Annotated in this window: 9 protein-coding genes, 1 tRNA gene, 1 pseudogene and 1 riboswitch; of the genes and pseudogenes, 1 reads left to right on the top strand and 10 read right to left on the bottom strand. The window is 61.6% G+C overall.

The genetic code is table 11. The features are described from left to right. Positions 1-6: 6 nt before the first annotated feature. The 5 genes and pseudogenes from LGQ10_RS27355 to ltaE form a co-directional block, all read right to left on the bottom strand. Positions 7-97: transfer RNA gene (locus tag LGQ10_RS27355), tRNA-Ser, on the bottom strand. 62 nt (positions 98-159) lie between these two features. Then, a pseudogene (csrA, locus tag LGQ10_RS27350) lies at positions 160-347 on the bottom strand (carbon storage regulator CsrA). Between the two features lie 188 nt (positions 348-535). Beyond that, positions 536-1,777 carry an aspartate kinase gene (locus LGQ10_RS27345; RefSeq protein WP_226523760.1) on the bottom strand — a complete coding sequence of 414 codons (1,242 nt, stop codon included), beginning with the start codon at positions 1,775-1,777 and terminating at the stop codon, positions 536-538. A gap of 95 nt (positions 1,778-1,872) precedes the next feature. Beyond that, positions 1,873-4,491: an alanine--tRNA ligase gene (alaS, locus tag LGQ10_RS27340; RefSeq protein ID WP_058436025.1), complete on the bottom strand. Its 2,619-nt coding sequence runs from the start codon at positions 4,489-4,491 to the stop codon at positions 1,873-1,875. Positions 4,492-4,637: 146 nt separating this feature from the next. Then, positions 4,638-5,642 carry a low-specificity L-threonine aldolase gene (ltaE, locus tag LGQ10_RS27335; protein WP_226523759.1) on the bottom strand — a complete coding sequence of 335 codons (1,005 nt, stop codon included), beginning with the start codon at positions 5,640-5,642 and terminating at the stop codon, positions 4,638-4,640. 216 nt (positions 5,643-5,858) lie between these two features. Further along, positions 5,859-6,029, top strand: a riboswitch (FMN riboswitch). A 120-nt stretch (positions 6,030-6,149) separates the two neighbouring features. On the opposite strand from ltaE, the gene LGQ10_RS27330 reads away from it, so the two are divergent. Beyond that, the gene (locus tag LGQ10_RS27330; RefSeq protein ID WP_058438087.1) at positions 6,150-6,659 is read left to right on the top strand and encodes a 6,7-dimethyl-8-ribityllumazine synthase; all 510 of its coding nucleotides are present in this window, start codon (positions 6,150-6,152) and stop codon (positions 6,657-6,659) included. Between the two features lie 52 nt (positions 6,660-6,711). Here LGQ10_RS27330 and astE read toward each other — a convergent pair whose 3' ends face one another. The 5 genes from astE to astA form a co-directional block, all read right to left on the bottom strand. Beyond that, a complete protein-coding gene (astE, locus tag LGQ10_RS27325) occupies positions 6,712-7,722 on the bottom strand; it encodes a succinylglutamate desuccinylase (RefSeq protein ID WP_058438089.1) in 1,011 nt (336 codons plus the stop codon). 13 nt (positions 7,723-7,735) lie between these two features. Further along, positions 7,736-8,023 (bottom strand): hypothetical protein, encoded by a 288-nt coding sequence (locus LGQ10_RS27320; protein ID WP_058438091.1) that lies wholly within the window; start codon positions 8,021-8,023, stop codon positions 7,736-7,738. Positions 8,024-8,078: 55 nt separating this feature from the next. Next, positions 8,079-9,425 carry an N-succinylarginine dihydrolase gene (gene astB, locus LGQ10_RS27315; protein ID WP_226523758.1) on the bottom strand — a complete coding sequence of 449 codons (1,347 nt, stop codon included), beginning with the start codon at positions 9,423-9,425 and terminating at the stop codon, positions 8,079-8,081. Positions 9,426-9,569: 144 nt separating this feature from the next. Further along, positions 9,570-11,036, bottom strand: a complete 1,467-nt coding sequence (gene astD, locus LGQ10_RS27310; RefSeq protein ID WP_226523757.1) for a succinylglutamate-semialdehyde dehydrogenase — start codon at positions 11,034-11,036, stop codon at positions 9,570-9,572. Next, positions 11,033-12,061 carry an arginine N-succinyltransferase gene (gene astA / locus LGQ10_RS27305; protein ID WP_226523756.1) on the bottom strand — a complete coding sequence of 343 codons (1,029 nt, stop codon included), beginning with the start codon at positions 12,059-12,061 and terminating at the stop codon, positions 11,033-11,035. Before astA ends, astD begins: the two co-directional genes overlap by 4 nt. Between the last annotated feature and the right edge of the window lie 82 nt (positions 12,062-12,143).

The following is a 12,143-nucleotide window of genomic DNA, read 5'->3' as shown; positions in this document are numbered from 1 at the left end:
AAATAATGGCGGAGAACGGGGGATTCGAACCCCCGACACCCTTTTGAGGTGTACTCCCTTAGCAGGGGAGCGCCTTCGGCCACTCGGCCAGCTCTCCGCAACACGGGGCGTATATTAACCACCTTTCTCCCCGTTTGCAAACAAAAAAAACGAGAAAAATTAATGGCTTGGTTCTTCGTCCTTCTCTTTCTTTATCCGCAGGTAAATTTCCTCACGGTGGACCGCCACTTCTTTGGGGCGTTGACACCAATACGCACTTGATTACCTTTGACGCCGAGCACGGTCACAGTGATTTCGCCATCACCAATGATCAGGCTCTCTGCACACCGACGAGTCAGAATCAGCATACCTTTCTCCTCACGCATTACATTTCAGGGACTACAGTCTGCAAAAAAAAGGGTGTTGGCCTACAACCAGCTCGGGAGTAGTCCTACACGCCTAAGTATTGACTAGCACGGGCAAAAGAACAGCTTTCCCCCGAACCAATCAAAAACACAAAGGGCGCGGTCAGACCGCGCCCCCTTTCAAACACGCATCACTCGCCCTGACGGGCCGGAGCATCAAGCTCGAACGCGGTGTGCAGCGCACGTACCGCAAGCTCCAGGTACTTCTCCTCGATCACCACCGAAACCTTGATCTCGGATGTGGAGATCATCTGGATATTGATGCTCTCCTTGGCCAGTGCCTCGAACATACGGCTGGCAACACCTGCATGGGAGCGCATGCCGACACCCACGATCGAGACCTTGGCAATATCGGTATCGCCCACCACTTCCCGGGCACCAATCTCACGCGCGGTATTTTCCAGCACGGTCTGGGCAGCCAGGTAGTCGTTGCGGTGCACAGTGAAGGTGAAGTCGGTGGTGTTATCGTGAGAAACGTTCTGCACGATCATGTCGACTTCGATGTTGGCTGCACTGATCGGGCCGAGAATCTTGAAGGCCACGCCAGGATTGTCTGGCACGCCACGGATGGTCAGCTTGGCTTCATCGCGGTTGAAAGCGATGCCGGAAATGATCGGCTGTTCCATGGATTCCTCTTCATCAATAGTAATGAGGGTGCCCGGACCCTCCTGGAAGCTGTGCAACACGCGCAGCGGAACGTTGTACTTGCCGGCGAACTCGACCGCCCGGATCTGCAACACCTTGGAACCCAGGCTGGCCATTTCCAGCATTTCCTCGAAGGTGATCTTGTCCAGACGCTGAGCCCTGGCCACTACACGCGGGTCGGTGGTGTAGACGCCATCCACATCGGTGTAGATCTGGCACTCGTCAGCCTTCAGGGCCGCCGCCAACGCCACACCCGTGGTGTCGGAACCACCACGCCCGAGGGTCGTGATGCTCCCGTGCTCGTCGACGCCCTGGAAACCGGCAACCACTACGACACGACCGGCCTTCAGGTCAGCACGGATCTTCTGGTCATCGATCTGCAGGATTCGCGCCTTGTTATGTGCGCTGTCGGTCAGGATGCGGACCTGGTTACCGGTGTAGGACACCGCCGGAATACCACGCTTGATCAGCGCCATGGCCAGCAACGCGATGGTCACCTGCTCGCCCGTGGACACGATCACGTCCAGTTCACGGGGAACTGGCTGGGAATCGCCACTGATCTGCTTGGCCAGATCGATCAGGCGGTTGGTTTCGCCACTCATCGCCGACAACACAATCACCAGGTCGTCGCCAGCTTCGCGGAACTTCTTCACCTTGTCGGCAACCTGCTCGATCCGCTCGATAGAGCCGACCGAAGTGCCTCCAAATTTCTGTACGATCAAAGCCATTTCTAAGCCGCCTCAGCCCGTCAAGGGGCGCCCGTTAAACAATCAAACTGCACAGCGCAAGGACCCGCCACTAGACGGCGAGTCCGCTCGACGCCTTAAATGCCCTGCTCGACAAACGGTACGGTCAGGGCCAGTGCGGCATCCAGTGCAGCAGCGTCGACACCACCACCCTGCGCCATGTCTGGACGACCACCGCCCTTCCCGCCCACTGCCGCAGCGGCCTGCTTCATCAAATCACCGGCTTTGAGTTGGCCAGTCAGGTCCTTGGTTACGCCTGCAACCAGTACGACCTTTTCCTCATGGACACTGCCGAGCAGGATCACTGCGCGACCGAGTTTGTTTTTCAACTGATCCACCAGTGCCAGCAGAGCCTTGCCGTCCTGGCCATCAAGGCGCACCGCCAGGACTTTCACCCCTTTGACCTCCAGGGCCTGGCCAGACAGGTCGTCGCCGGCTGCAGCCGCTGCCTTGGCCTGCAACTGCTCGAGCTGTTTCTCCAGCAGGCGGTTGCGTTCCAGCACAGCCGACAGCTTGTCGATCAGGTTGTCACGGCTGCCCTTGACCAGGGTCGCCGCTTCCTTGAGTTGCTCTTCGCCAGCATTGAGGTAGGCCAGGGCCGCAGCACCGGTGACCGCCTCGATACGCCGCACACCGGAAGCCACGCCGCCTTCACTGGTGATTTTCAGCAGGCCGATATCACCGGTACGGTTGGCGTGGATACCGCCACACAGCTCGACGGAGAAATCGCCACCCATGCTCAGTACGCGAACGCTGTCGCCGTACTTCTCACCGAACAGCGCCATGGCGCCCTTCTTCTTGGCGGTATCGATATCGGTCTCTTCGGTTTCCACCGGGGTGTTCTTGCGAATCTCGGCGTTGACGATGTCTTCCAGTGCCTTGATCTGCTCAGGCTTGATCGCCTCGAAATGACTGAAGTCGAAGCGCAGGCGCTGGCTGTCCACCAGCGAGCCCTTCTGCTGTACGTGTTCGCCCAGCACCTGACGCAACGCGGCGTGCAGCAAGTGCGTCGCCGAATGGTTCAGCGCAGTGGCGTGGCGCACGTCAGCTTCGACCTGAGTTTGCACCGGCGCACCAACGATCAGGCTGCCCGACGCCAGCACGCCGTGGTGCAGGAATGCGCCGCCGGTCTTGGTGGTATCACGCACGTCAAAACGGCTGTTGCCGGCCTGAATGAAACCGCAGTCGCCGACTTGACCGCCGGATTCGGCGTAGAAAGGCGTCTGGTTCAGAACGATCACAGCCTCTTCGCCTTCATTCAAGACGTCGACCGACTGGCCTTCTTTATAAATAGCCACGACGTTCGCCGAACCGCTGGTGCTGTGGTAACCGGTGAACTCGGTGGCCACATCGACCTTGACCAGCGTGTTGTAGTCCAGAGCAAAGGAGCTGGCCGAACGCGCACGAACACGCTGGGCCTCCATCTCACGCTCAAATCCGACTTCATCGACAGTCAGGCCGCGCTCGCGGGCGATGTCAGCAGTCAGGTCCATCGGGAAACCGTAGGTGTCGTAGAGCTTGAACACCACGTCGCCCGGCACCACGGTGCCCTTGAGCTCAGACAGATCCTGCTCGAGAATCTTCAGGCCATGCTCCAGAGTCTTGGAGAACTGCTCTTCTTCAGCCTTGAGGACGCGCTCGATATTGCTCTGCTGCTTTTTCAGTTCAGGGAAAGCTTCGCCCATCTCGGCCACCAGGGCCGCGACGATCTTGTAGAAGAAGGCGCCGGTTGCGCCCAGCTTGTTGCCATGACGGCAGGCACGGCGAATGATCCGGCGCAGCACGTAGCCACGCCCCTCGTTGGATGGGAGCACGCCGTCGGCGATCAGGAAACCGCACGAACGAATGTGGTCGGACACCACCTTGAGCGACGACTGATCGCCATTTTCGCAGCCGATCGCTTCAGCCGAAGCCTTCAGCAGATTCTTGAAGAGGTCGATGTCGTAGTTGGAGTTGACGTGCTGCATCACCGCACTGATCCGCTCCAGGCCCATGCCGGTATCCACCGAGGGTGCTGGCAACGGATGCAACACGCCATCGGCGGTGCGGTTGAACTGCATGAACACGTTGTTCCAGATCTCGATGTAACGGTCGCCGTCCTCTTCCGGCGAGCCCGGTGGGCCGCCCCAGATATGGTCGCCGTGGTCGTAGAAAATCTCGGTGCAAGGGCCGCACGGGCCGGTATCGCCCATGGTCCAGAAGTTGTCGGACGCATACGGCGCACCTTTGTTGTCGCCGATGCGGATCATGCGCTCGACCGGCACGCCGATTTCCTTGGTCCAGATGTCGTACGCTTCGTCATCGGAGGCGTAGACAGTGACCCAGAGTTTTTCCTTGGGCAGTTTCAGAACACCGGTCAGGAAGGTCCAGGCGAAGGTGATCGCGTCGTGCTTGAAGTAATCACCGAAGCTGAAGTTACCCAGCATTTCGAAGAAGGTGTGGTGACGAGCGGTATAACCGACGTTTTCCAGGTCACTGTTCTTGCCACCGGCGCGCACGCATTTCTGGCTGCTGGTCGCGCGGGTGTAGGCACGTTTTTCCTGGCCCAGGAAGCAGTCCTTGAACTGGTTCATCCCCGCGTTGGTGAACAGCAGGGTTGGGTCGTTGCCAGGGATCAAGGAGCTGGAGGCTACACGGGTGTGGCCTTGCTCTTCGAAGAAGCGGAGGAAGGCTTCACGGATTTCTGCGCTTTTCATTAGGTTCTTCCACGGAGACTGCGGCCAAAGGCCTGTGCGCAACGTCAACAGACGAAACGACGGCAAAGGGCCGCATTATATCGGCGTTAATCACTTGGTACAGCGTGTTTGTACGATACAAACAGTCAATTGGACGGAGAACACTGTCACTTACGGGAAAACTCGGCAAAAGTGCTCACCACCTGCTCGATTTGCTCGCGATCGACGTCCAGGTGGGTCACCAGGCGCAACCTGGGCGCAGCGCTCAGGCGTACGCCCCGCTCGCCGGCGAAGGCCTTGAGCGCCTCGGCCTGCTCCCCCAGTTGAACGTAGACCATGTTGGTCTGCACCGGCTCGACGCTGTAGCCCTCCTGGCGCAGGCCATCGGCCAGCAACCGGGCATTGGCGTGATCGTCCGCCAGGCGCTGTACCTGGTGGTCCAGGGCATACAAGCCAGCCGCCGCCAAGCCACCGGCCTGGCGCATGCCGCCACCGACCATCTTGCGCAGGCGCCGGGCCTTGCCGATCAGTTCCTCGGAACCACACAACACCGAGCCCACCGGCGCCCCCAACCCCTTGGACAGGCACACCGACACCGAGTCGAAGTGTTCGGTGATCACCCGAGCCTCCACCCCTAGCTGCACGGCGGCGTTGTACAACCGCGCGCCATCCAGGTGCAGGGCCAGGCCCTGCGCATGACTGAAGGAGCGTGCCTGGGCCAGGTAGGAAAGCGGCAGGACCTTGCCCTGCATGGTGTTTTCCAGGGCCAGCAGGCGGGTGCGGGCGAAGTGGAAATCATCGGGTTTGATCGCTGCCGCCACCTGGGCCAGGTCCAGCGATCCATCGGCCTGGACTTCTAGCGGCTGGGGCTGGATCGAACCCAGTACTGCCGCCCCGCCCCCTTCATATTTGTAGGTGTGGGCTTGCTGCCCGACGATGTACTCATCACCTCGGCCACAATGAGCCATCAGTGCCAAGAGGTTGCTCATGGTGCCGGAAGGGACGAACAATGCCGCGGCGAACCCCAGGCGCTGCGCCATCTCGGCCTCCAGCTGATTGACCGTCGGATCTTCGCCGTACACATCGTCCCCGGTGCGGGCGTTGGCCATGGCATCGAGCATGCCCGGGGTCGGCTGGGTCACGGTGTCACTACGAAGATCGATCACGCTCATCACATCAGGCCTCGGCTGCTGGGCCCTTTCGGGCCCGGTTAAGACAGTAAATTCCTTTTCGGACGTGAATTACTGCCGCCTCGCCCCGGAATAATCAAGCAACAACTTTAGAAAAAACTGACCCCGAGCAGGAAAAATCCTTCAAGAACCAAAAGGTGCGATGTTTTCCTGAGCGGACTGTGTTAAAAATTCACCGCCCGCGGTGAACCCACGGGCAAACGTTCTCAGGGCGGGGTGCAATTCCCCACCGGCGGTAATTGCGCGCAATGCGCATAGCCCGCGAGCGCTTGACGCCATCTGCAGCCTGCCTGCCGGTGATGCCAAGGTCAGCAGACCCGGTGTGATCCCGGGGCCGACGGTCATAGTCCGGATGAAGAGAGAACGGGATTAGCGCCGAAGGGCCGCTGTCGGGCCGTCGTGGGAGAACCACGCGGGTCCTGCGCGCACCCTTGAATCCCATTCGATTCATGCATGCCCTGTTTTTCATACAAACAGGAGTCAGAACAGATGCAACTCTCTGCTATCGATAGCAAAAGCAAACACCATCCCAACGAGCGTGTCGCCTTTATCCAGGCCTGCTGGCACAAGGAAATCGTCGACCAGAGCCGCCTGGGCTTCATCACCGAAATGCTTGCCCAGGGTTACCAGGAAAGCGATATCGACTTCTTCGAAGTCGGCGGTGCGTTCGAGATCCCACTGCAAGCCAAACTGCTGGCAAAATCCGGCCGCTACACCGGAATCGTCGCTGCCGGCCTGGTGGTGGATGGCGGTATCTACCGCCACGACTTCGTCGGCCAATCGGTGATCAGCGGTTTGATGCAAGTGCAGCTGGAAACCGAAGTACCGGTGTTTTCAGTGGTGCTGACCCCGCACCACTTCCATGCGGGCGAGGAACACCAGAAGTTCTTCTTCGAACACTTCGTGCTCAAGGGTCGAGAAGCCGCGATCACCTGTGCCGATACCCTGAACAAGACCCGCGCTCTGCGTCGTAACGAACAACGCGCAGTCGCGGTCTAGGCCGTGAAACAGGGTTCCCTGCCAAGGCAGGGAACCCTGTCGGGTCGCAATATCAGCTCAGGCCGTCGGCCGTGGCCGGCACGATCAGGATCCCGGCACGCAGGCCATTCTTGACCTTGGGGTTGGGGAAAATGATCCGCGCACCCTTCTCCTCGATGATCCAACGGGTCTGGGCGATATCCTCGGCCAGCAGGTACCCCACCTCCAGTTCGGAAAAGTTCTCCACGTCGGCCGGCAAGTGCAGCAGAAAGCTGTCGCTGTGCTTGATGACTTCCCGCGCAACGCTGAACAGTTTCAACCCATCGAGGCTGTCCTGCTCCGCAGGCGGCTCGCTGCCTTCGATCAGTTGCTTGAGACGGGTTTCCAGGCGCTCGACATTGACCCCCTGGTTCTGCCCGAACGGCCGGGCCTTGCCCAGTTCCAGGGTGAAAGCCTCAGCCCCCAGTTGATCGTAGGTGTAGGCGCTGAAGACGATGGAAGACTTGTTCTGCAACAGCACCGCCTCCATGCCACAGGCCCGCAGGCGGCCCAGTTCACGGCGCGAATGGGCGCGCCCGTCCTTCCACGGATACAGGGCGAACTGCTCGATCTTCGAACCACGGATGGCCGTGTGCAGGTCGTAGTGCAAGCGCTCGCGCCCCGGCAGGCTGAAGAAGCTCGCCGCCAGGCGCTCCAGCTCACAGGCACGCAGGGCCTCGCTACCGCTGCTCAGTTCATGCCGGCCATTGAACAGGCGGTTGACGTCCTGCTCGACGAAGCGCTCGCCACGGCGCATGGCCTCGGGGTTGCCGAACAGGAACAGAATGCGCGCCCGGGGTTTCAGGTCGCCCCGGGCAATGTCATGCAACAGACGGTCGAGCAGCTCGATGGGAGCAGTCTCGTTGCCGTGGATGCCCGCCGACAGCAACAGGTCCAGCCCATTGTCACGAGCCTCGGGCGGGCGCACTTCCAGCGCCCCCTCGCTCAACCAGCGCATGCGCACGCCGTCGACAGTCAGTTGAGTCTTCTCTGCCGGTTCACGGCCGGCGAGGGTCAGTTCAAGCAGTTTGCCGAGGGCGAGCATAGCGCTGGCTTCCTTAATGAGCGTGGCCGCAGTCAGGGCCGTGCACGTGATCATCGTCACCGGCGTCGGCCGGTTCCATTTCCAGTTGCAGGCTGACCAGGTTGGTCGCCAATGGACGCAGCAGCAGGCTGGCGTATTCCGCGTCGTCTTCTTCCACATCCACGCCGATCAGCAACTGGCCACGGCCGTCCTGTTGAATCCACACTTCCTTGCCTTGCCACAGCACGGCGAAGCGGGTGCAGGAGGTTTCCAGTTGGGTGCCGTCGGTGTCTTCAAGGATCAGCTGCAGGGTATCGCTCATGGTTCAGTTCTCGTTGGGTGTGAAGCTCGCGCCCGGGATTGCCGGGCGCACGCGTTCAATTGATCTGGAAGGGATAAACCGCGCCCAGTTTAAGGATTTGCGTCAGTTCATCCAGTGCCGTCCGGCATTCGACCAGCAGTTGCGGGTCTGCCAGGTCGCTTTCGCCGAGACGGTCGCGGTAATGCTTGCCGACCCATTGGGTCAGGGTCTCGTACAGCGGCGCGGTCATGATGACCCCAGGGTTGACCGCCGCCAGCTCGGTTTCATTGAGCGCGACGCGCAAGCGCAGGCACGCCGGACCGCCACCATTCTGCATGCTCTGCTTGAGATCGAAGACCTTCACCTCGCGAATCAGCCCACCGGAGCTGGTGAGGCTTTGCAGGTACTGCCAGACCCGTTCGTTGCCACGGCACTCATCTGGCACGATCAGCAGCATGGAACCGTCGGCGCGAGACAGCAGCTGGCTGTTGAACAGGTAGGAACGCACCGCATCCTCGACCGTCACCTGCGAACGCGGCACACAGATCGACTGGAAGTGGCCGCCACGCTTGCCCAGCTTGGCCTGCAGCTCGGCGAGCATTTTCTCGGTCTCGAGGAAGGCGTCCTCGTGATAGAACAGCACCTCGCCATTGCCCACGGCGATCACATCGTTGTGGAACACGCCCTGATCGATCACCGAGGGGTTCTGCTGGGCATAGACCACGCCCTCCTCGCTCAGGCCATGCAACCGGGCCACGGCCTGGGACGCTTCCAGGGTCTGGCGCGCCGGGTACTTCTGCGGCGCCGGATAACGATTGTCGAAGGCGCTGCGACCGAAGACGAAAAACTCGACACCGGCCTGGCCGTAGTCATGACAGAAACGCGTGTGGTTGGCCGCACCTTCGTCACCGAACTGTGCGACTGCAGGCAGCGCGGCGTGGTGGGCGAAGTGTTTCGGGTCGGCGAACATCGCCCCCAGTACGCGGCTGGTGGTCGGATGCTCGATGCTGCGGTGGTACTTGCAGTTGAGGTTGGCGGCAGTGAAATGCACGCGGCCGTCGGCAGTGTCGGCGCTCGGGCTGACCGTGGCGGCGTTGGCCACCCACATGCTCGATGCCGAGCAACTGGCCACCAGCAATGGCATGGCCTGCCTGGCGGCCTGAGCAATGACTTGTGCGTCGCTACCGGCAAAACCCAGGCTGCGCAGCGCGGCCACGTCCGGGCGTTCTTGCGGGGCGAGCACGCCTTGCTGAAAGCCCATTTCCATCAGCGCTTTCATTTTCGCCAGGCCTTGCAGCGCCGCTTCCCTGGGGTTGGAGCCCTGCTGGCTGTTGCTCTGGGAGGCAACGTTGCCGTAGGACAGTCCGCCGTAGTTATGGGTCGGCCCCACTAGACCGTCAAAATTGACTTCATAGGATTTCATCAGCGAGGCTCCACGAATCTGTTTGTTATAGGCATCGGTATCTACACATGGCGAACGCAGTGCGCTCGTCCGCCGGCCAGCCGTCACCTACACGGTTCCATAGGTGCCGGTTTGCCGGCGAAGAGACCATGAAGGCCTCTCGAATCAGGACAACCGCACGCCCGGCGTCAGCGCGCTCGGCAGCACCAGGCTCGGGGTTTCCAGGGAAGCCACCGGGTACGCGCAATAATCCGCGGCGTAATAGGCACTGGCCCGATGGTTGCCCGAGGCGCCCACGCCACCGAATGGCGCGCTGCTGGCAGCGCCGGTCAACTGCTTGTTCCAGTTGACGATCCCGGCCCGGCTTTGCAGCCAGAACTGCTGGTAGCGCTCGGCGGAGTCCGACAGCAGACCGGCCGCCAGGCCATACTGGGTATTGTTGGCCTCGGCGATCGCGCCATCGAAATCAGCGTAGCGGATCACTTGCAACAGAGGCCCGAACAGCTCCTCGTCGGGACGCTCGGCCACCGCCGTGACATCCAGGATGCCCGGGGTCAGCAAGGCGGCCTGGGCCTGGGGCTGGGTCATTTCCAGCAGCGCCACGGCGCCGCTGGCCATCAACTGGTGCTGGGCCTCCAGCAGTGCCTGGGCGGCGCCCAGGGAAATCACCGACCCCATGAACGGCGCCGGTTGCTGATCGAAAGCCCCCACCTCGATGGTCGAGCTGACCTCAACCAGCCGCGCCAGCAGCGAATCACCCCAGGCGCCAGCCGGTACCAGCAGGCGACGGGCACAGGTGCAGCGCTGGCCGGCCGAGATGAAGGCCGACTGGATGATGGTGTACACCGCTGCGTCCAGGTCGGCGACCTGCTCCACCACTAGCGGGTTGTTGCCGCCCATCTCCAGGGCCAGGATCTTGTCCGGGCGTCCCGCGAACTGCTGGTGCAGATGGTTGCCGGTACGGCTGGAACCGGTGAAGAACAAGCCATCGAGCCCCGGATTGGCGGCCAGGGCGATACCGGTTTCCCGGGCGCCCTGCAGCAGGTTCAGCACACCTGCGGGCAGGCCGGCCTCGATCCAGCACTGCACCGTCAACTCGGCGACCTTGGGCGTCAGCTCGCTGGGCTTGAACAGCACACTGTTGCCAGCCAGCAGCGCCGGCACTATGTGGCCATTGGGCAGGTGGCCGGGGAAATTGTAGGGGCCGAACACCGCCACCACACCATGGGGCTTGTGCCTCAGCACAGCCGTGGCGTCGCCCAGCGGGCCACTCTTCTCGCCAGTGCGCTCACGATAGCTCTGCACAGAAATGGCGATCTTGTTGACCATGCTGGTCACTTCCGTGGTCGCTTCCCACAACGGCTTGCCGGTTTCCTCGCCAATGCACCGGGACAATTCGTCAGTACGGGCCTTGAGGCTGGCAGCGAAGGCTTCCAGCACGCGGATACGCTCTTCAAGGGAGCGCGTGGCCCAGGCCGGGAAAGCCTGGCGGGCGGCTTGCACCGCGCTGTCCACTTGCGCCGCAGTGGCGCCGTTGCCAGACCAGATGACCTGCTGGGTCACCGGATTGACCGAGGTGAAGGCTTCGCCCTGGCCAGCCAGCCATTGGCCGTCGATGTACAGCGTGCTCATTGTTTCGACTCCCGAGAAGCAGACAGCGGAACCGCGCGGACCTGGTCGCCGGCGTTGAGTTGCAGGCGCTTGGCGGTCAGCGGATCGACCACCAGGGTGCCTGAAGCGAAGCGCGCCGGCGCCGCGGTGATACGGCAGTCCTCGCGCTTGCGGTTGTGAATCAGGAATGGCGTGGCATCGTCGCCCGGGGTGCCGATGGCCAATACCAGCGCCTGGCTGTCGCGCACCGCACGGATCTTGCTGGTCTCGCATTCAACCGCCGGGCCGGCATCGAAGATGTCGACATAACCCTGGTAGCTGAAACCTTCGCTCTTGAGCATGGCCAGGGCCGGCTCGGTGTCGGTGTGGACCTTGGCGATGACGTTGCGGGCATCTTCGGAAAGGAAGCAGGTGTAGAGCGGAAACTTGGGCATCAGCTCGGCGATGAAGGCCTTGTTGCCGACGCCGGTCAGGTAGTCGGCCTGGCTGAATTCCATCTTGAAGAAGTGCCGGCCCAAGCTTTCCCAGAACGGCGAGCGGCCATTCTCGTCGGACATGCCGCGCATCTCGGCAATGATCTTGTTGCCGAACAGCTGCGGGAACTCGGCAATGAACAGCATCCGCGCCTTGGCCAGCATGCGGCCATTGAGGCCGTTGCGATAGTCGGCGTGCAGGAACAACGAACACAGCTCGGAGTTGCCAGTCAGGTCGTTGGCCAGGAACAGCGTGGGGATCTCACGGTAGATGTTCAGTTCCTGGGAGGCGCTGACCGTCAGGCCGACCCGAAAGTTGTACCAGGGCTCACGCAGGCCGACGGCCCCGGCGATGGCGGAAATCCCCACCACCCGGCCGTTGTCGTCTTCCAGCACGAAGAGGTAGTCAGCGTCGCCACGCTCGGCTTCACCGCGAAAGGTCTTCTCTGCCCAGCCGACCCGATGGGTCAGGCGCTCTTCGTTGGCCGGCAAGGTGGTGAGGCCGGTGCCGGTACTGCGGGCCAGGTCGATCAGCGCGGGTAAATCGCTGCTGCGTACGGGACGAACGATCATGCTATCTCCTCAGACGGGCGCCTTTGACGGCGCCCGCAAAACTCGCTGCTTTGCAGACAGGCCTTCCAGATGGTGGAAGCCG

Origin of the sequence: Pseudomonas sp. L5B5, from assembly GCF_020520285.1 — a bacterium.
Classification (GTDB): domain Bacteria; phylum Pseudomonadota; class Gammaproteobacteria; order Pseudomonadales; family Pseudomonadaceae; genus Aquipseudomonas.
This window is presented reverse-complemented; position numbering and strand designations above follow the sequence as displayed.

What these genes read in the sequence shown, in the direction of transcription:
- astE (WP_058438089.1), bottom strand. Translation starts at nt 7,722, where the DNA reads ATGCTCGCCCTCGGCAAACTGCTTGAACTGACCCTCGCCGGCCGTGAA.
- LGQ10_RS27345 (WP_226523760.1), bottom strand. Translation starts at nt 1,777, where the DNA reads ATGGCTTTGATCGTACAGAAATTTGGAGGCACTTCGGTCGGCTCTATC.
- ltaE (WP_226523759.1), bottom strand. Translation starts at nt 5,642, where the DNA reads ATGAGCGTGATCGATCTTCGTAGTGACACCGTGACCCAGCCGACCCCG.
- LGQ10_RS27320 (WP_058438091.1), bottom strand. Translation starts at nt 8,023, where the DNA reads ATGAGCGATACCCTGCAGCTGATCCTTGAAGACACCGACGGCACCCAA.
- astB (WP_226523758.1), bottom strand. Translation starts at nt 9,425, where the DNA reads ATGAAATCCTATGAAGTCAATTTTGACGGTCTAGTGGGGCCGACCCAT.
- LGQ10_RS27330 (WP_058438087.1), top strand. Translation starts at nt 6,150, where the DNA reads ATGCAACTCTCTGCTATCGATAGCAAAAGCAAACACCATCCCAACGAG.
- astA (WP_226523756.1), bottom strand. Translation starts at nt 12,061, where the DNA reads ATGATCGTTCGTCCCGTACGCAGCAGCGATTTACCCGCGCTGATCGAC.
- alaS (WP_058436025.1), bottom strand. Translation starts at nt 4,491, where the DNA reads ATGAAAAGCGCAGAAATCCGTGAAGCCTTCCTCCGCTTCTTCGAAGAG.
- astD (WP_226523757.1), bottom strand. Translation starts at nt 11,036, where the DNA reads ATGAGCACGCTGTACATCGACGGCCAATGGCTGGCTGGCCAGGGCGAA.